At 72.2% G+C, this 19,625-nt stretch carries 15 protein-coding genes; all 15 read right to left on the minus strand.

Features of this window, described 5'->3' with window-relative positions; genetic code table 11:
- Window positions 1-19: 19 nt before the first annotated feature.
- A complete protein-coding gene (locus tag NAEX_RS02335; RefSeq protein WP_096325888.1) occupies window positions 20-1,894 on the minus strand; it encodes an FtsX-like permease family protein in 1,875 nt (624 codons plus the stop codon).
- A complete protein-coding gene (locus NAEX_RS02340; RefSeq protein ID WP_143140396.1) occupies window positions 1,891-3,954 on the minus strand; it encodes an FtsX-like permease family protein in 2,064 nt (687 codons plus the stop codon). Before NAEX_RS02340 ends, NAEX_RS02335 begins: the two co-directional genes overlap by 4 nt.
- A protein-coding gene (gene prfB / locus NAEX_RS02345; RefSeq protein ID WP_096325890.1) for a peptide chain release factor 2 occupies window positions 3,951-5,100 on the minus strand; the annotation gives its coding sequence in 2 pieces (ribosomal slippage) (window positions 3,951-5,012 and window positions 5,014-5,100; 1,149 coding nt in all). Before prfB ends, NAEX_RS02340 begins: the two co-directional genes overlap by 4 nt.
- Window positions 5,101-5,113: 13 nt before the next feature.
- The gene (gene purF / locus NAEX_RS02350; RefSeq protein WP_096325891.1) at window positions 5,114-6,502 is read right to left on the minus strand and encodes an amidophosphoribosyltransferase; all 1,389 of its coding nucleotides are present in this window, start codon (window positions 6,500-6,502) and stop codon (window positions 5,114-5,116) included.
- Window positions 6,503-6,588: 86 nt separating this feature from the next.
- Window positions 6,589-6,954: a phage holin family protein gene (locus tag NAEX_RS02355; protein WP_100792862.1), complete on the minus strand. Its 366-nt coding sequence runs from the start codon at window positions 6,952-6,954 to the stop codon at window positions 6,589-6,591.
- 155 nt (window positions 6,955-7,109) lie between these two features.
- On the minus strand, window positions 7,110-8,102 hold the full coding sequence (locus NAEX_RS02360) for a phosphoribosylaminoimidazolesuccinocarboxamide synthase (RefSeq protein ID WP_245913590.1): 993 nt from the start codon (window positions 8,100-8,102) through the stop codon (window positions 7,110-7,112).
- A gap of 43 nt (window positions 8,103-8,145) precedes the next feature.
- Window positions 8,146-9,327, minus strand: coding sequence for a protein kinase family protein (locus NAEX_RS02365; protein WP_096325893.1), 1,182 nt, complete (start codon window positions 9,325-9,327; stop codon window positions 8,146-8,148).
- Window positions 9,328-9,754: 427 nt separating this feature from the next.
- Window positions 9,755-10,207 carry a dUTP diphosphatase gene (dut, locus tag NAEX_RS02370; protein WP_096325894.1) on the minus strand — a complete coding sequence of 151 codons (453 nt, stop codon included), beginning with the start codon at window positions 10,205-10,207 and terminating at the stop codon, window positions 9,755-9,757.
- A gap of 4 nt (window positions 10,208-10,211) precedes the next feature.
- A complete protein-coding gene (pnp, locus tag NAEX_RS02375; RefSeq protein ID WP_096325895.1) occupies window positions 10,212-12,317 on the minus strand; it encodes a polyribonucleotide nucleotidyltransferase in 2,106 nt (701 codons plus the stop codon).
- A 179-nt stretch (window positions 12,318-12,496) separates the two neighbouring features.
- Window positions 12,497-12,766, minus strand: a complete 270-nt coding sequence (gene rpsO, locus NAEX_RS02380) for a 30S ribosomal protein S15 (protein WP_096325896.1) — start codon at window positions 12,764-12,766, stop codon at window positions 12,497-12,499.
- Window positions 12,767-12,900: 134 nt separating this feature from the next.
- Window positions 12,901-13,923, minus strand: a complete 1,023-nt coding sequence (truB, locus tag NAEX_RS02385) for a tRNA pseudouridine(55) synthase TruB (protein ID WP_096325897.1) — start codon at window positions 13,921-13,923, stop codon at window positions 12,901-12,903.
- Window positions 13,901-14,314, minus strand: a complete 414-nt coding sequence (gene rbfA / locus NAEX_RS02390) for a 30S ribosome-binding factor RbfA (RefSeq protein ID WP_096325898.1) — start codon at window positions 14,312-14,314, stop codon at window positions 13,901-13,903. The genes truB and rbfA overlap by 23 nt, the downstream gene beginning before the upstream one ends.
- Before the next feature lie 27 nt (window positions 14,315-14,341).
- Window positions 14,342-17,794 (minus strand): translation initiation factor IF-2, encoded by a 3,453-nt coding sequence (infB, locus tag NAEX_RS02395; RefSeq protein ID WP_096325899.1) that lies wholly within the window; start codon window positions 17,792-17,794, stop codon window positions 14,342-14,344.
- A 3-nt stretch (window positions 17,795-17,797) separates the two neighbouring features.
- Complete coding sequence (locus NAEX_RS02400) at window positions 17,798-18,199, minus strand: YlxR family protein (protein ID WP_170135388.1); 402 nt, start codon at window positions 18,197-18,199, stop codon at window positions 17,798-17,800.
- A gap of 13 nt (window positions 18,200-18,212) precedes the next feature.
- Window positions 18,213-19,625, minus strand: coding sequence for a transcription termination factor NusA (gene nusA / locus NAEX_RS02405; protein WP_096325901.1), 1,413 nt, complete (start codon window positions 19,623-19,625; stop codon window positions 18,213-18,215).

Consider the following 19,625-nt stretch of genomic DNA (forward strand, 5'->3'; position numbering starts at 1 on the left):
TGTCAATGCGAGTCGCGGGTCACTCGCCGCGCCGGAGGCCGTCGACGGGCCGCAGCGCCGCCGCGGCACGCGCGGGGAGCACGCTGGCCAGGCTCACGAGCACGAGCGCGGCGGCAGCGACGAGCGCGACCTCCCACGGATCGACGCGCAACGGCAGCGCCTCGAGGGTGAAGGCGTCGCTGCGCAAGGGGATGCCGCGCTCGCTGAACCACGCGCACAGGGCCAGACCCGCGGCGATCCCACCGACACAACCGACGCCGCCGACGATTATTCCTTCGAGCGCGAAGATTTGGGCGATCAGGCGATCACGGGCCCCCATGGCCTTCAAGATGGCGATCTCGGCCGACCGCTCCATGACGCTCATCATGTTGGTGGCGAGGATCCCGAAGGCCGCGACGAGGATCACGAACAGCAACGCGACGAACATCGCGACCTTCTCGAGGAACATCGCCGAGAACAGGCCGCGGTGGATCTGGCGCCAGTCCTCGACCACCAGCTCCGGGCCGGCGACGCCGACCACGCCGGCCTTGGCCGCCGCGAGCGCGTCGGGGTCGCCCAGGCGGACGGCGATGGAGGTCACCGCGCCCGGCGCCCGCAAGAACGCCTGCGCGTCGGGCAGCGGGACGTAGGCGTAGTCGCGATCGTCGTCGTAGACGCCGGTGGCGTAGACGCCGGCGACGCGGGCCTGGAGGACGCCCGGCACCAGCCCCGCGGGGGTCATCCGGCCCTCCGGCGTGATCAGCTGCACGGGATCGCCGGCGGTGACGCTGAGCTCGGCCGCGAGCTCGATGCCGAGGAGCACCGGCACGGTCCGCGGGTCGTCCTCGCCGGGCAGGTCGTCCGCGGGCTCGGCGGCCGGCGAGTCCTCGGGCGCCGGGAGCTGGTCGGCGAGCGACGGCTCCGCGTCGGCCGGCTCCTCGACCACGGGCGGCCGAGCGGGCGGGATCTTGCCCTCGGCGCGCAGCCGCGGGATCTCCTGCTCCGGGTCCTCCCAGCCGCCGCCGTCATCCTCCTCGGGCGCGGGCGGCGGCCCCGGGGCGCGTGCCGGCGGGATTTTGCCCTCGGCGCGCAGCCGCGGGATCTCCTGCGCCGGGTCCTCCCAGCCGCCCGAGTCGTCGCCCTCGTCCACGACCTCGGCCTCGGCCTCGTGGTCCGCGGCGGGCGGCGCCTCGACAGGGCCTTCGGGACCTGTCTCATTCGCCATATCCGAAAGGCCATCCTCCGGCGCGACGCGGGCGGCTTCGATGACCGGGAACGGGCGCCGCGGCAGCCGCGAGGGGTCGAGGAAGGCGGCGTAGTCGCCCTCGACGACCTCGTCCGGCAGGCCGGAGGCGGCCGCGTGCAGCACCGGGTCGACGCCGACGAGGTTGACGCCGGCGCGGCCGAAGCCGCTGCGGATCATGATCGGCCCGGCGAGCTCGGGGCTCACGCCGACGACGTCGGGCACCGCCTGCACGCGCCTCACCAGCGGCTCGGGGTTGACGATCTCCGAGCCGGCGGGCGGCGCGATCCGGAGGTGCGCGCGGTGTCCGAGCAGCCGGCGCTGCAGGTCGCCCTCGAGGCCGCCCAGCAGGCTCAGGACCAGCACCAGCGCGGCGCAGCCCTGGGCCACCGAGAAGCCGGTGATCGCGACCAGCAAGGTGAAGCCGCGGACGGTCGCGGCGAAGCTGAACACGAGCAGGCCGATCGCCGCGGCCAGACTGCCGATGACGTAGGCGAGGTCGGCGTTCGACAGCTCGAGGCCGGGCTCGGAGGTCGGCTGTCCGAAAGACCAGACGACCGCCGCCGTCCCGGCGGCGACCAGCACCAGCGCGGCGGCGCCGACGGCCCGGGTCCAGCCCGGCGGTCGGCGCGCCCGCAGGTGCCGCCAGGCGACCCGCAGCGACAGGCTCATCGCTCCGCCTGTCGCAGGGCGTCGACCGGCCGCATGCGCGAGGCGATCCGCGCCGGATAGAGGCTCGACAGCCAGACGATGACGAGCGACGACACGCCGACGAGCACGACCTCGAAGGCGTCGATCGCGACCGGCAGCTGCTCGAAGCTCTGCAGCGAGCCGCTGAGCGGCAGGCCGAAGCGATCGAGCAGGCCGCACAGGCCGATGCCGGTGGCGATGCCGAGCAAGCCGCCGAGGATGCCGAGGCACAGCCCCTCGGAGATGAAGATCCGCTGGATCAGCGTGTCCGTGCAGCCCATCGTCTTGAGGATCGCGATCTCCTTCGACTTCTCGATCACGCTCATCAAGTTGGAGCCGAGGATGCCGAACGAGGCGACCAGGATCACGCACAGCAGCGCGACGAACACCGCGATCTTCTCCAGCGCCATCGCCGAGAACAGGCTGCGGTTCAGCTCCTGCCAGTCCTGGACGATGAGGTCGTCGCGGCCGGCCGCGTCGACGGCGTCCTGCACGGCCTGGCGGCGGACGTCGAGCTGCTCGAGGTCGTCGACCTTGACCTCGAGGCCGGTGACGCGATCGCCGGCGCGCAGGAACGCCTGCGCCACCGGCAGCGAGGCGTACACCAGCCAGCGGTCGTAGTCGTAATGGTCGGCGTCGAACACCCCGGCGACCCGCACGGCCATGACGCCGGGGATCCGGCCGGCCGGGGTCATGCGACCGATCGGGGTGATGAGCTGGACCTGATCGCCGGTGCGCGCCGCCAGCTCCTTGGCCTTCTCGGCGCCGATCAAGAGGCCGTCGACCACGGCGGCCCGCGCCGGCGGCTCCTCGACCTCGGCCTCGACCTCGGGCGCAGGCTCGGGCTGGACCTCGGCGGCCGCCTGCGCCGGCGGCAGCTTGCCCGACGCGCGCAGCTTGCCGATCTCGACCTCCGGATCCTCCCAGCCCTCGTCCTCTTCACCGGCGGGGACGATGCCGAACGGGCTGCGCGGGATTGTCGGGATCGCCGCGGCCGGCGAGGTCGGCACCGCGCCGGGCTTGACCAGCTCGGGCTTGGCCGGCTCGGGCTCGGCCGGCTCGGGCTTGGCCGGCGGCAGCGCGCCCTTCTTGCGCAGCGCGGGGATCTCGACCTCCGGGTCCTCCCAGCCCTCGTCGGGGTCGTCGTCGACGAGCTGGGGCTTGTCCTCGGGGACATGTCCTTCCGCGCCTGTCACATGAGGCAGGGCCGTGGCGCCCTCCCCTTCCTTCGGCTCGTCCGCGTCGACCTGCGCCGGCGGCGGCTCGACCGGCGTGATCTCGAAGCCGAACTCCGACTCCGGGATCTTCTCCGGGTGGGCCAGGAACTCGTAGTCGCCCTCGCGCAGGATGTCGGGCAGGTTCGACACGCTGCGGTGCAGCTCGGGGTCGATGCCGAGGAGGATGCCGCCCTGGCGCTGGAAGCCGCTGCGGACCATGACCTCGCCCTGTAGGTAAGGGCTGGCGCCGAGGATCCCCGGCTTGTCGGCGATCGCCTCGGCGAGGTCGCGGTAGTCGGCGAACGGCCGGCCGTCGGCCGCCGCCACGCGAATGTGCGCGCGCTGGCCGAGGATCTTGTCGCGCAGCTCGAGCTCGAGGCCGGTCATGAGGCTGAGCACCACGACCAGCGCCATGCAGCCGAGCATGACGCTGACGGTGATGACGGTGGCGAGCAGCGTGAACACCAGCGACAGCACGGCGCCGAGCAGCAGGCCCGCGCCGAGCAGCAGGGTGATCGCGCCGAGGACGCCGAAGTAGGCCTGGGCCGGCGGCGGCAGGTCGGCCGTCGGGTCGAAGCCGAGGCCGACGAGGCTCGAGTCGAGGGCGACGCGCTCGGGCAGGCCGGCCTCGACCGGCGAGAAGCCGTAGAGCGCGTAGAGCACGAAGCCGCCGCCGACCACGAGCAAGTAGACGGCCAGGCCGACAGCCGGCCAGGCCCACGACGGCGGGCGGTCACCCGCTCGCAGGTGCCGCCACGCGATCTGCCAGTGGAGGCTCGGCGGAGCCTCCGACCGGGACGACGCGGCGGGACGGGCTCGGCTCACGACGGCGCTTCCGCGGACGACTGCGACTGTTGCAGGAGGTACGCCTCGATGAACTCGTCGAGGTCGCCGTCGAGGACGGCGTGGACGGCCGAGCTCTTGAGCTCGGTGCGGTGGTCGTTGACCTGCTGGTACGGCTGCAGCACGTACGAGCGGATCTGGCTGCCCCACTCGATCTTCTTGCGCTCGCCCTGCAGGCTCTCGCGCTCGGCCTCGCGGCGCTGCTGCTCGAGGTCCCACAGCTTGGCCTTGAGCATGCGCATCGCCGTGGCCTTGTTCTTGTGCTGCGAGCGCTCGACCTGGCAGGCGACGACGATGCCGCTCGGCAAGTGGCGCAGGCGCACCGCCGAGTCGGTCTTGTTGACGTGCTGACCGCCGGCGCCGCTCGAGCGGAAGGTGTCGATCTCGAGGTCGGCCTCGTTGACCTCGATGTCGAACTCCTCGTCGCCGAGGTCGGGCAGCGCCATCACGCTGGCGAAGCTGGTCTGCCGGCGCGCGTTGGCGTCGAACGGCGAGATCCGGACCAGCCGGTGCACGCCGATCTCCGAGCGCAGGTAGCCGTAGGCGAACTCGCCGGTGATCTCGAGCTCGGCGCTGCGGATGCCGGCCTGCTCGGCCTCCTGGAGGTCGAGCACCTCGACCTTGAAGCCGTGACGCTCGCCCCAGCGCATGTACATGCGCATCAGGATCTGCGCCCAGTCCTGGCTGTCGACCCCGCCGGCGCCGGCGTTGATGGTGACGAGCGCGCCCTTGTCGTCGTGCGGACCCGACAACATGCGGCGGAACTCCATCTTGCCGATCCGCTGGTCGAGCGACTCGAGCGCCGACCAGGCGTCGCGGATACTGGCCTCGTCGCCCTCTTCACGGCCGAGCTCGTACAGCGTCTGCGCGTCGTCGTAGCGGGTCTTGGCGTCGTCGAGGTCGGCGATGACCTTCTTCAGCGTCGACTGCTCGCGCAGCACGTCCTGGGCGCGCTCGCTGTTGCCCCAGAACGCCGGATCGGCGGTCTGAGCGTCCAGCTCCTCCAGCTTCTCGCGTTTGCCGTCGTAGTCAAAGATGCCTCCGCAGCTCGTTCAGGCGGTGCGCGAGGCGGGCGAGCTGCTCGGTGACCTTGTTGTGCTCGGGGAGGATGCTGGTGGCGTCGTTCATGGTGTACCAGGGCTCAGGCTTCGATCAGGCGGAGCTGACGGCGCCCGGGCGGGGGGATGAAGCGGATCGGGTAGCGGCCGGTGAAGCACGCGTCGCAGTAAGTTGTACCAGAATCGCCGCGCACCGCCCTCATCAGCCCCTCGGGCGAGAGGTAAGCCAGCGAGTCGGCCGTGAGGTAGCGGGCGATTTCGCCGGGCGTGTGGCTGGCAGCGATCAGCTCGGAGCGGGTCGGCGTGTCGATGCCGTAGTAACAGGGGCTGATCACCGGCGGCGACGAGATCCGCAGGTGGACCTCGCTGGCGCCGGCGGCCCGGATCATCTTCACGATCTTGCGCGAGGTGGTGCCGCGCACCAGCGAGTCGTCGACCACCACCACCCGCTTGCCGCGCAGCACCGGCGGCACCGGGTTCAGCTTGAGCTTGACGCCGAAGTGGCGGATCGAGTCCTTGGGCTCGATGAAGGTGCGGCCGACGTAGTGATTGCGGATGAGGCCCATTTCGAACGGGATCCCGCTGGCCTTGGCGAACCCGAGCGCCGCGACCACGCCGCTGTCGGGCACCGGCACGACCACGTCGGCCTCGACCGGAGCCTCGCGCGCGAGCTGCTCGCCCATGGCGATCCGCGCCTCGTAGACCGCGAGGTCGTCGAGCACGCTGTCGGGGCGGGCGAAGTAGACGTGCTCGAACACGCAGAAGCGGCGGTTGTCGCGGCGCAGCTGGACGCTGCGCAGGCCGGTGTGGTCGATGACGAGGATCTCGCCGGGGGCGATGTCGCGGATCTTGTCGGCCTCGATCAGGTCGAAGGCGCAGGTCTCGGAGGCGACGACGTAGCACTCGGGGTGGTTGCGCAGGCGGCCGAGCACCAGCGGGCGGAAGCCGTGCGGGTCGCGGACGGCCAGCAGCTTGTCCTCGGTGACGAGCACGAGGCTGTAGGCGCCCTGGACCCGGCCGAGCGCGTCGCACAGGCGCTCGACGAAGGTCGGCTCGCGGCTGCGCGCGAGCAGCTGCAAGATGACCTCGGTGTCGCTCTGGCTCGAGAAGATGGCGCCGTCGTGCTCGAGCTCCTCGCGCAGCTGCTCGGCGTTGACGAGGTTGCCGTTGTGCGCCAGCGCGACCGAGCCGTGGCGATACTCGGCGGTCAGCGGCTGGATGTTCTTCGGCAGCGAACCACCGGCGGTGGTGTAGCGGACGTGGCCGACGGCGATGCGGCCGGGCAGCTGAGCGAAGGCGCCGTTGACGAACACGTCGGCGACGTGCCCCATCTTGCGCACCGCGTGCAGCGTGCCCTCCTGGCTGGTGACGATGCCCGCCGACTCTTGCCCGCGGTGCTGGAGCGCGTGCAGGCCGAGATACGTGAGGTTCGCCGCCTCGGGGTGATTGAAGATGCCGAACACGCCGCACATGGCGCGCGAAGCCTAGCAGCACGCACGCAGCGGGGCCGGGCGCCGGCGCCGCCTGGACCGTGAGCCGACGCGCGGACAGGTGCTCGCTAGCCGGCGACGGCCCGCGTGACCAACATCTGCAGCAAGGTCAGACCGATCGCCGCCCACAGCGCCGTGCGCCAGCGGACGAACCGCACCCCGTCGACCAGGTTCTCGGTGATGACGAGCAGGATCGCGTTGACGAACGCCTGGACGAGGAAGGCGCCCAGCGGGCCGCTGATCAGGATCGGGAAGAAGAACACCAGCGACAGCAGGAAGAACAGCACCTTGCCGAGCACGGCGCTGAGCAGCCCGCAGATCAGCGCCGCCTTGAAGGCGCTCCACAGGTCTCGCACCATCATTCCCGGCAGGAGCGCCGAGCAGACGATCAGGCCGAAGGTGAACGCGAGGCAGGAAGCGACGAGCGACGTCATCGCCGCCAGCGTGACCCGCCCGCCCGCCGTTTGCAAGCGAGGGCCACGGCGACGCCCCTCGCGGTCGTCCGCCCCGCTGGCCGCGCTCCGCCGGTCCCATCACCACCGCGACGCTGCCCGACGCCGGCGCGAGGACGGCTCGGATCGCCGCGGCCCTAGCGCGGCGGCAGGCCGAGGTTCCGCCGCAGCCGCGCGACCGGCGGCTCGGTGTCCGGCTCGAAGCGGCGACCGGTGATGAGCTCGTGGACCTCGATGTAGCGCCGCGCCGCCTCGGCGCGGACCTCGTCGGGCAGGACCGGCGGCCGCCCCTCGCCGCGGAACCCTTGCGAGACCAGCCAGCGCCGCAGGTACTCCTTGTCGAGGCTGCGCGGATCCTCGCCGCGCGCCATCGCCTGCGCGTAGCTGTCGGCGTACCAGTAGCGCGAGCTGTCGGGCGTGTGGATCTCGTCGATCAGCACGATCTCGCCGTCGGGCCGCACGCCGAGCTCGTACTTGGTGTCGACGAGGATGAGCCCGCGCTCGGCCGCGATCTTCTGCCCGGCCTCGAACAGCGCCAGGCAGCGGCGCTCGAGCGCGTCGTAGCGCTCGCGGTCGATGAGCCCGCGCTCGACCAGCCAGTCGCGGCTGACGCTGATGTCGTGCTCGCCCTTCGGCGCCTTGGTCGACGGCGTCAGCAGGTTGTGCGGCAGCTTCTCGTGGCGGCGCAGGCCGTCGGGCAAGGCGTGGCCGCAGAAGGTCCGCTCGCCGCGCTCGTAGGCGCGGGCGATGCTGGTGTCGCTGACGCCGGTGAGGTAGCCGCGGACCACGAACTCGACCGGGATCGGGGTGCACTCGACGGCGCGCATGGCCTGAGGGTCAGGTACGCCGAGCATGTGGTTGGGGAAGATCGCGGCGGTGGCGTCGAACCAGAAGCGCGCGAGGCCGTTGAGCACCTGACCCTTGAACGGGATGGTGCCGAGCACGACGTCGAAGGCGCTGACGCGGTCGGTGACGAGGATCAGCCGCTCCCCGCCGCGCGTGAAGTTCTCGCGGACCTTGCCGCTGTAGCGCGCGCCGAGGACGTCGAAGTCGTCCGGCAGCGCGTCGAGGGTGCCGCCCGGCGCCAGCGCGCGCCGCATCTCGGGGGACTCGGTGTCGGTGACCGCCATGCGGCGCGGACCATACCCGGACCGCGCCGCGCGGGGGGCGCGCTCAGGTGAACGCCCACGCCAGGACCACCGCGACCAACAGGGCGGCGATCACCAGCCAGAAGCCGGTGTCGGTGCGCCGCGGCGCGGGCACCTCCGGCGGCCTCGACGTCAGCGACGAACCAGCGGTGAGCGAGGAGGCCGCCGCCTGTGCCTTGGGCTCAGCGACCGGCGGCGTCTTCGCCGGGACGATCGCGGGCGTCGACGCCGGCGTCGTCGGGGCCGGCACCGGGGCCACCGGCGCATCGATCTCACGCACGTCGGAGCGGGCCGCCGTGGGGCTGGTGTCGCCGCCGCTCGGCTCGACGACGATGTCGGGCCGCGAGGGCGACGGCGAGCCGCGACGGACGATGCTGTCCTCGGTGAGGACGTGGACGCGCCGCAGGCCGCTGTTCGAGCGACCCGAGGGGTCTTGCGGGTTGGCGAAGCCGCCGGCGCTGACGGCCGCGAAGGTGCCCGAGGGGATCGAGCTCGAGCGCAGCGCCGACACGGTGTTGGGGCGGATCGAGCCCTCGCCGAACAGCAGATCTTCGAGGCCCATGACCGGCTGCTCGACCGGCGCCGAGGCGGTGACCTTCGGCGCCTCCCTGACCGTAAGGCCAGGTACCGAAGGACCTGTCGGAACGGACAGGGTCTCGAGGACAGGCGGCAGCGGAGCCGCGGGCGGCGGGGCCGGCGGCACGGCGATCGACGGCGTCGACACCTCGCCGGCCGGCTTCGAGGTCCGCGGCGGCGGCGGCGGCGAGGCCGGGGTGAGGTCGATGATCGGCTCGGGCGCGGCCTCGGCGGTGCCGGCGAGCGAGAGCGACTCGAGGCGCCGCACCAGCTCGGCGCCGCCTTGCGGGCGCGCGGCCGGATCGCGGGCGAGGCTGGCGGCGATCAGCGCCCACAGCCCCGCTTGCAGCCCCGGCGGCTCGGCGGCGCGGAGGGCCTCGGCGCCGCGCAGGCCGGTGGCGAACTCCATGAGCGCGACGCCCCACGCGTAGGTGTCGGAGGCCGGCGTGAACTCGCCGCCGGCGAGCAGCTCGGGGGCGAGGAGCGCCGGATCGACGCTGCTCCAGCGCCGCTCGAGCTCGGCGCGGGCGCACAGCGGGGCGAACCCGTGCTGGAACGCCGCCGGGCCGCGCGGGCCGACGAACACGGCCTCGCCCGCGAGCATGCCGTGGACGCGGCCGCGGCCGTGCAACGCCGCCAGCGCGCGCGAGCTGCCGCGCGAGCCGCTGCAGCTCGTTGGCGAGGTCGGACGAGCGCGGGCCGTCGTCCATGTCGCGCAACGCGAACGCGCCCTGCAGCGGGTCGTAACAGACGACCACGCGCTCGCCGTCCTGGCCGACGAACACCTGGGGCACGAGCGCCGAGTCCTGCAGCTCGCCGAGCTCGCCGAGCTCGCGCACGAACGCGGCGCGGGCCTCGGGCGTGGGCAGCAGCGCAGCGTCGAGGACACAGGCCCGGGCGGGCTCGCCGGTCTGGGTGTCGAGGACCGCGAGCGTGGGGCCGAAGAGCTGCACGCCGGTGTTGGCCGGCTCCTCGCGCATGAGCTCGAAGCGGCCGCACAGCGTGGTGTGCTGTTCGAGCGAAGTTCCGGCGCTCAAATCCATGAGACGCTCCCGCGGCTAGACCCCGGTGCTGCCGAAGCCACCATCACCACGCGCGGCCGCCGGCAGGTCCTGGACCTCGACGACCGCAGGGAAGACGACAGGGGCGACCACGAGCTGAGCGATTCGCTCGCCGTGCGCGACGACGAACGGCGCGGCCCCGAGGTTGACGAGGATGACCTTGAGCTCCCCACGATAGTCGGCGTCGATTGTACCTGGTGCGTTCACGATCGAGAGCCCATGCCGCAGGGCCAGCCCCGATCGCGGACGGACCTGACCCTCGTGTCCGCTGGGGATAGCGACGGCGACGCCCGTGGGAATTAAACGGCGTTCCCCGGGCGCCAGTTCGACGGGCCCGTCCGGCAGACAGGCCGCCAGGTCCATCCCGGCCGCCTCCGCGCTCATGCGGCGCGGCAGCTCGGCCTGGGGATGGACCTTGCGGACCAGCAGCGTCGGCTGGACGTGCGACATCCCCTCACCCTCGCAGGTTCTGCACCTCGGAGGGGTCGACCCCGAAGGCGGCGCGGCGGCTCAGGCGGATCTTGCCGGTGGGATCGACATTGATCACCTTCACCACCACCTCGTCGCCCTCCTGGACCACGTCGGTCACGCGGTCGACGCGCTTGTCCTCGAGCTCCGAGATGTGGACGAGGCCGTCGGTGCCCGGGAGGATCTCGACGAACGCGCCGAAGTCGACGATCCGCTTGACCACCCCGTGGTAGGTCGCGCCCACCTCGGGCTCGGCGATGAGGCCCTCGATCAGGCGCTTGGCCCGCTCGATCTGGGCGATGTCGTTGCTGGCGATCGCCACTCGGCCCGAGTCCTCGATGTTGATGACGCAGCCGGTCTGCTCGATGATCGCGCGGATCGTCTTGCCGCCGGGGCCGATGACCTCGCGGATCTTGTCGACCTTGACCTGCATCGTGACGATGCGCGGCGCGTGCTTGCTGATGTCGGCGCGCGGCTCGGCCAGCACCTCGAGCATCTTGCCGAGGATGTGCAGCCGGCTCTCCCGCGCCTGCTCGAGCGCGGCCTCGAGGACTTGGCGGTTCAGGCCCTCGATCTTGATGTCCATCTGCAGCGCGGTGATGCCGGTCTTGGTGCCGGTCACCTTGAAGTCCATGTCGCCGAGGTGATCCTCGTCGCCGAGGATGTCGGAGAGGATGGCGATCTCGCTGCCCTCCTGCATCAGGCCCATGGCGACGCCGGCGACCGGCGCCTTGATCGGGACGCCCGCGTCCATCATCGCCAGGCAGCCGCCGCACACCGCGGCCATCGACGACGAGCCGTTCGACTCGAGCGTCTCGCTGACGATGCGGATGGTGTACGGGAACTTCTCCTGCGCCGGCAGGACGTACTTCAGCGCCCGCTCGGCCAGCGCGCCGTGGCCGACCTCGCGCCGCGACTGGCCGCGGATCGGCTTGGCCTCGCCGGTGCAGAACGGGAGGAAGTTGTAGTGCAGCATGAAGCTGCGGGTGACGTCGCCGCGGATGGTGTCGAGCCGCTGCGCGTCGCTCTCGGTGCCGAGGGTGACGGTCGCCAGCGCCTGCGTCTCGCCGCGCTGGAACAGCGCCGAGCCGTGCGGCCGCGGGAACGGGTGGGCCTCGATGTAGATCGGGCGCACGTCGCGGGTCCCGCGGCCGTCGAGCCGGCGGCCCTCCTTGATCACGCGGCTGCGCACGATTTTCTTCTCGAGCTTGCCGAGCGCCGCGAGCACCTCGGCGCCGCGCTCGGGGTGGCTGGCGGCGAAGCGCTCGATGACCTTCTTGTTGGCGGCCGCGATCGCGTCGCGGCGCTCGTGCTTGCCGGTGATCGAGAACGCGGCCCGCAGGTCCTCCTCGGCCGCCGCCATGACCTCGGCGCGGAACGCCTCGTCGACGGCCGGCTCGACGTGCGCGCGCTTGGCCTTGCCGGCGCGCTCGCGCAGGCGCTCCTGCGCGGCCAGCAGCGGCTGCGCGGCCTCGTGCGCGAACATGAGGGCGTCGATCATGTCCTTCTCGGGCACCTGATCGCCGCCGCCCTCGACCATCACGATCGCGTCCCGGCTGGCCGCGACGACCAGCAGGATGTCGGCGATCTTCATCTGATCCCACGAGGGGAACGCGACCAGCTTGCCCTGCACGCGGGCGACGCGGACGCCGGCGATCGGGCCGGCCCACGGCGCGTCGCTGAGGTGCAGCGCCGCCGAGGCGCCGGTGATCGCGAGGATGTCGGGCTCGTGGACCTTGTCGTGCGACAGGACGGTGGCGATCACCTGGGTGTCGCTGCGATAGCCCTTGGGGAACAGCGGCCGGATCGGCCGGTCGATGAAGCGCGAGGTCAACGTCTCCCACTCGGTGGGGCGACCCTCGCGCTTGAAATAACCGCCGGGGATCTTGCCGGCGGCGGCCGGGTACTCGCGGTACTCGCAGGTGAGCGGGAGGAACGGCAGGTCCTTCGGCTCCTTGCTGCTGACCGCCGTGACGAGCACGGCTGTCTCGCCGCAGCGCAGGACGACGGCGCTCGACTGCTTGGCGAGCTTACCGGTCTCGATGCTGATCTGGACCTCGCCCACGGCGCAGGTCTCGGTGATGACGTTCATTGGGGGAAACTTTCCGCCGTGGATGCGAAACTTGGGGTCCTGCCCATTGGGCGTCGGACACGACGCGCCCGCGCCGACATGCCGGCGCGTTCCCACGGCCGATCAGCGCGGCTGACCTGCGCGGGCGCCAGAGGCTCCAAAAGCGAAAAGGGGGACGAGTCCCCCTTCTGCTCTCAGCCTTACTTGCGGATGTTGAGCGCCCCGATCAGGGTCCGGTAGCGGTCGACGCTGCGGTTGCGCAGGTAGTCGAGGAGGCGACGGCGTTGACCGACGAGCTTCAGCAGACCCCGGCGCGAGTGGAAGTCCTTGGCGTGGCCGCGGAAGTGCTCGGTGAGGTAGTTGATCCGCGACGTGAGGAGGGCGATCTGCACCTCCGGGGACGCGGTGTCGTTCGGGTGGGTCTGGAACTTGCTGACGATCTCGGCCGTGCGATCAGGAGAGAGAGACATTTCGGATTCTCGGTGCGGGCGGCCCGTGCCCCCGCAGAAGGTGGTGTGCTTTTTTGTGTAGGCGGAAAATCCAGGCAAATCCCCGGCGTGTCAAGGCCGCTCGCGCACGGGTCGACGCTTTTCCGTCGGCCCGGTCACGAGTCCGCCTCGGCGGCGGGCGCCGCGACGTGAAGGACCTTCTCGGGTCGCCACTCGGCCCCATCCAGCCGGACGACGACCAGCGCGTCCGGAAACCATAGCGCCTGCCTCGCCGCGGCCTCGTGACCCTCGGCCAGCGTCGGCGCGACGGCCGGCAAGGCGTCCCCCCCGACCACCCGGCCGTGCAGGAGCCCGGCCAGCGCGTCGGATTCGGCCCCGGCGACGCGGCGCACCGGGAACGGCAAGACCTCGCCCGGAGGGCGCAGCGCCGCCTCGAGCCGCGCCCGCATGGCCTCGCGCGGGCCGGCTTCGGCGAGCCCGAGGCGGAACTTGGGCGGCGCGCCGGCCCGATCCGGCAACCGCGCGGAGACGAGCACCGGCACCGCGGCGGCGAGATCGAGGCCCCCGCAGGCCAGGCGGCGCAGCCCGGCGAGGTGCGCCGGCAGGCCGACGCGACGACCGAGCTCTTCGGCGAGGCTGCGAATATAGGTGCCCTTGCTCACGGCACACGTGGCGTCGATCGCGTCGTCACCGACCTCGATCTCGGTGACCGACCGCAGCTCCATCGGCCGCGGTGGCAGCGCCAGGACCTCACCGCGCCGGGCCAGGGCGTGGGCCGGTCGACCCTCGAGCTTGACCGCCGAGTAGGCGGGCGGCGGCAGCTCGAGCGCGCCGCACATGTCCTTCAGGACATTCACGGCGGCGCGCACCTGCGTCGGCGTGACGGGGGCCTCGGCGATCGTCTCGCCCGCGCGGTCGGCCGTGGTGGTCGCGCGACCGAGGCCGAAGCGCGCGCGGTAGACCTTGTCGACTGCGCTGAGGTACGGCACGAGCCGCGTCGCCGCGCCGACGCACACGACCAAAAGGCCCGAGGCGAGCGGGTCGAGGGTGCCGCAGTGGCCGACCCCCTGCTCGTTCAGGACCCAGCGGACGAAACCGACCACGTCGTGCGAGGTCGGCCCCTCCGGCTTGTCGACGAGCAGGACGCCGCAGCGCTCAGTCGCCGTCGCCCTCGCCACCCTCGTCCTCGTCGTCCTGTTCGGACTTGGGCGCGGCCGGGGGCGTTGCGATCTCGGACAGGATCGTCTCGATCCGCAGGCCGCGCTGGATGCTCTCGTCGAACTCGAACCGCAGCTCGGGGATCCGTCGCAGCTGGACCCGCCCCTGCAGCTCGCGCCGCACGGCGCCGGCCGCCGACCGCAGCCCCGCCAGCACCGTGGCGCGGTCGCGGTCGGGCGACAGCAGGTCGACGAACACGCGGGCCAGCGTCAGTTCGGTGTCGACCTTGACGCCGGTGACGCTGAAATTGACGCCCTGCAGCCGCGGGTCGTTGATCGATCCGAACAGGAGCGCGTCGGCGATCCCGCGGCGCAGGGTCTCCTCGACCCGTTGCATCCGGTTACTCGCCATACGCGCTCCCCTGCCCTCTCCGTCGCCTCACAGCGTCGGCGCGATCGTCTCGATCTCGAACGCCTGCAGGATGTCGCCCGGCTCCACCTCGGGGAACGAGTCGATCACGATGCCGCACTCGAAGCCCTCGCGGACCTCCTTCACGTCCTCCTTGATGACGCGAAGGCTCGAGATCCTCCCCTTGTGGATGACCGTGCCGCCACGGACCACGCGGACGTGGCTCGTGCGCTGGATGAGGCCCCGCATGACGCGGCAACCGGCGACCACACCCACCTTCGGGATCGGGAACAGCGCCCGCACCTCGGCCTCGCCCTGATCGCGCTCGCGGTACTCGGGCTCGAGCAGGCCGACCATCAGCTCACGCGTCTTGTCGAGCGCGTTGTAGATGACGTTGAAGGTGTGGACCGGCACCTTCTCGGCGTCGGCGATCTGACCGGCCTTGCCGACCGGCTTGGTGTTGAAGCCGATGATCACGGCCTCGCCGGCGGACGCGGTCTTGACGTCGGTCTGGGTGATGGCACCGACGCCGGACGAGATGACCTCGACCTTGACCTTGTCGGTCGACAGCTCGAGCAACGCCTGCTTGAGCGCCTCGGCCGAGCCCTGCACGTCGGCCCGGAGGACGATCTTGAGGGTCGGCGTCTTCTTGCGCTGGATGAAGTCGGCGATGCTGGGACCCGAGCGCGCGCTCTCCTTGCGGCGCCGGACCTCGCGGCGGTGGGTGACGAGCTGGCGGGCGGCCTTCTCGCTCTCGACCACGTTGAAGCGGTCGCCGGCCGACGGCACGCCGTCGAGGCCGAGGACCTCGACCGGAGTCGAGGGTCCCACGTCTTCGAGCGCACGGCCGCGGTCGTCGAGCATGCCGCGGACCTTGCCGCTGAACTCGTTGGCGACCACGATGTCGCCCTTGCGCAGCGTGCCGGCCTCGACGAGCACGGTGGCGATCGGGCCGCGGCCCTTGTCGACGCGCGCCTCGAGCACGACGCCGATCGCCCGGCCCTCGGTGGTGGCCCGGAGATCGAGGATCTCCGACTGGATGGCCAGCATCTCGAGCAGGTGGTCGATGCCCTTGCCGGTCTTCGCCGACACCTCGCAGATGATGGTGTCGCCGCCGTACTCCTCGCCGACCAGGCTGTGCTCCATCAGCATCTGCTTGACGCGGCCGGGGTTGGCGTCGGGCTTGTCGATCTTGTTGAGCGCCACCACCAGCGGGACGTTGGCCTCCCGCGCGTGCTTGATGGCCTCGACCGTGGTCGGCATGATGCCGTCGTCGGCCGCGACGACCAGCACGACGACGTCGGTGACCTGCGCCCCGCGGGCGCGCATCGCCGAGAACGCCTCGTGACCGGGCGTGTCGAGGAACACCACGTCGCCCTTGGCCGTGCTGACCTTGTAGGCGCCGATGTGCTGGGTGATGCCGCCGGCCTCGCCCTCGGCGACCGTGGCCTTGCGGATCCGGTCGAGGAGCGACGTCTTGCCGTGGTCGACGTGGCCCATGATCGTGACCACGGGCGCGCGCGCGTCGCCGGCCCCTTCCTCGGTGCCCTCGTCGAAGTACTGGTCCTCCTGGAAGGCGACGTTCTCGACGGTGTAGCCGTACTCGGCCGCCACCAGCTCCGCCGTCTCGGCGTCGATCGAGCTGTTGATGGTGACGCCGCGCAGGCCCATGCCCCACAGCGTCTTCAGCAGCATCGTCGCCTTCTTGCCCATCTGGTGCGCGAGGTCGGCGACCGGGATCGCCTCGTCGACGCGGATGCGCTTCTTCGACTCCGACATCTCCTGCGTGGAGGGTCGGGCTCCGGGCGCGCCGGGGCGGCCGCGGACGTTGCGGATCATCGTCTTGCGCTTGCGGCCCTGCTGCTGCGCCCGCTCCTCGCGCTCCTTGCGGATCGTGGCGCGGCCGCGCTGCTGGCTGTCGCTGGCGTCGGTGATGATCACCTGCTGCGGCCGCGGGCGGTTGGCGAGCTGGACGAAGCCGAGGATCTTCGGCTCGGCGCGCTGCGGGGCGGCGCCGACGATGACGCCCGACTCGTCGCGGACGACGCGGCGGTTGGCCGCGTCGGACTCGAGCGAGGCCTGCGGCTGCTGCGCCTGCTGCTGCGGAGGCTGCTGCTGGGCCTGCGGGGCCGCGGGGGCCGCCGGACGGCCGGACGGACCCGCGCCGGGGCGATCGCCCGGACGGCCGGTGACCGGCGCCGGCTGCACAACCTGGCCGCGCGGGCCGGTCTGGCCGAGCTGCGGGCCGCTGCCCAGCGGCCGCGTGCCGGTCTGGGTCGGCGCGCCAGGCTTGCCGGGACCGGGGCGGGTCTGCACGCCCGGACGCAGCGGCGTGCCGACCGGGCCGACCTGGCCCTGCGGCGGCGTGCCGCGCGGACCGTCGGGCCCGCGGCGGTGCGGCTCGTTGCGCAGCGGCTCGCCGCGCGATTCCGCCCGGGGGCTGTCCTCCATGCGCGAAGCGACGCCGCCCGGCAGGCGCTTGGTGCCCGGCGGGAGCTGGATCCGCGTGCCGACCTCGGGCGCGGGCGCCCGCGGGGCTTGCGGCTGCGGCCGCGACGGCTCGGGCCGGCGGACCTCCGGACGCGACTCGACCGGCCGCGTCACCGGCGGCTGAGCCGGGCGCTGCACCGGGGCCTGCGGCTGCGGCTGCGCCCCCGGACGCTGGGCCGGCTGGGCCGGCTGCGACTGCACCGGCGGGACCGGGGCGGGCGGCGTCGGGGGCTGCGGGGCGGCCACGGGCGGCGGCGCGGTCACGACCGGCTCGGCCGGGCGTGCCGGCTCGGCCGGGCGCGCCGGCTCGACCGGCTCGCTGCGGACCGGCTCGGCCACCACGGGCTCGCTCGGCGGAGCGACCGGGCGCGGCGGGGCCGGCGGAGCCGGGGGCTCGGCCTGCACCGACGGCTGGACCGGCGGCGGCACGGGCTGGCTCGGACGCGCCTCGACCGGCTCGCTCGGCCGCTCGCGCACCTCGATCGGCTCGGCGACGGCCCGGACCTCGCGCTGCGGCTCACGGGGCTGCGTCACCGCAGGCGTGGACCACGGGGTCTCCGGCGGGCGCGACGGCTCGCTCGGACGCACCACCGGCGCGCTCGGCCGCACCACCGGCTGCCCGGCGGTCGGCGGCGGCACGGGACGGCGGATCACCGGCGCGGGCTGCTGCTGCTGCGGCTGCTGCACGGAGGCCGGCCGCACGGTCGGCGGCGCGGGACGAGCCGCCACCTCGGGCTGCTCCTCTTCCTCCGGCCGCGGGCCACGCCCGGGACGACGGATGACCGCAGCCGGACCGCTGGCGCGCGGGTCGTTGCGCTCGGGTTCGCGGCGGCCGCCGCCTTGAATGTGGCGACGGACGAGCTCGGCCTGGTCGTCGTCGAGCGTGCTCATCACGCCCTTGATCTCGACCCCGAGGCCGCGGATCAGGTTCTCCATCACCTTGTTGTCCTTGCCCAGCTCTTTGGCGAGCTCGTAGACGCGAATCTTGGCCATAACTCAGGAAACCCTCCCCACCGCGGCGCGCATGGCGGTCGCCACGGCAGCGAGACGTTGGACGCGCGCCGCAGCGGCGGTACCGCCGCTGCGGTTCAGGAGATCGATCTTGCCCGCGAGCGCCTCTTCGTGCGCGCGCCACAACGCGGCGGGGTCTACCGCCGGCGTCTTGCGGGCGAACGCGCGGGCGAAGCCGCCGCGGCGGGCGGCGCGCTCGAGACAGGCGCGCGCCGGGCACACGTAGGCCGAGCGCCCGCTGGCCGAAAGGCCATGGCGCTTCGAACATGTCCGGACGTACTCGTCCGGAACGACCAGCACCTGCTCGCCGTCGTCGGCGAGCAGGATCCTCGTCCGCAGGAGCTCGGCCTGGGGACGGACGGCGCGGCAGCCCACGCAAGTGCGCATCGGCGCGTGCATGTTACTCGCCACCTCCGTCGCCGTCGTCGCTGTAGTGATCCTCCCCGGTCTCCTCCGGCGGAGGCTCGGGGTACTTGACGTTGAGCTCGAGCTTGCCCGAGGCGGCGTCGTCGGCGACCTCGATGATCTGCTCGGCGCGCTCGACCGAGCCGACGCCCGGGACCTGCGCCAGCTCCTCCGCGTCGGCGATGGCGACGTCGCGGAGGTTGCGCCAGCCCATCTGGAACATCGCCTGGGCGACGGCGTCGCCGACGCCCGGGATCGCGGCCATCTCGGCCAGCGAGCGCCGCTCCATCTGCTTGAGCTTCGACTCGGAGTAGATGTCGATGCGCCAGCCGGTCAGGCGCGAGGCCAGGCGGACGTTCTGGCCCTTCTTGCCGATCGCCAGCGACAGCTTGTCGTCGGGGACCACGAGCTCCATCGTGTGGCGCTCGGCGTCGATGAGGACGCGCGACACGGTGGCCGGCTGGATCGCGTTGCACACGAAGCGGGCCGGGTCGTCGTTGTAGGGGACGATGTCGATCTTCTCGCCGCGCAGCTCCTGGACCACCGCCTGGACGCGGCTGCCGCGGATGCCGACGCAGGCGCCGACGGGGTCGACGTCGCGGTCGCGCGAGGACACGGCGATCTTGCTGCGAGCCCCCGGCTCGCGCGCGCACGCCTCGATGCGGACGATGCCCTCGTAGATCTCGGGCACCTCGTGCTCGAACAGCTTCTCGACCAGGCCGCGGTGGGTCCGCGACAGGATGATCTGCGGGCCGCGGGCCGACTTGTCGACGTCCTTGACGAACGCGACCACGCGGTCGCCGGGGCGCAGCGACTCGCGCGGCACCTGCTCGCGCGCCGGCAGGATCGCCTCGGCCTTGCCGTTGTCGACCTCGACCACGATCGAGCCGCGCTCGAAGCGGCGGACGATGCCGGTCATCAGCTCGGACTTCTTGTCCTTGTAGGCGTCGAACAGGTTGTCGCGCTCGGCCTCGCGGACGCGCTGGATGATCACCTGCTTGGCGGTCTGGGCGGCGATGCGGCCGAAGCCGTGCTGGCCGAACTGCAGCGCCTCAATCTCGGCGTAGTCCTTGGCCTGCTGCTCGGCGCGCTTCTTGTCGGATTCGAGATAGAAGATCTGGAAGAGGAGCTCGTCGCCGATCTCGGCCTCGAGGCCGGCGCGGTGCGCCTGCTCGAGGCTGATCTCGCGGTGCGGCGCGGTCACCTTGTCGACCACGTAGAGCACCTGGAACAGGTTTACGTGCCCGGTCTCCGGGTCGAAGCTGGCCTCGATCTCCTTGTCTTCGAAGACCTTCTTCGCCGCGGTGGCGACCGCCTGCTCGACCGTCTCGATCAGGACCTCGCGCGAGATCTTCTTCTCGTCGCAGACCTGGTCGAGCACCGCACTGAGGTTGAGCTGTTCTTCCAT

Origin of the sequence: Nannocystis exedens, assembly GCF_002343915.1 — a bacterium.
Classification (GTDB): domain Bacteria; phylum Myxococcota_A; class Polyangia; order Nannocystales; family Nannocystaceae; genus Nannocystis; species Nannocystis exedens.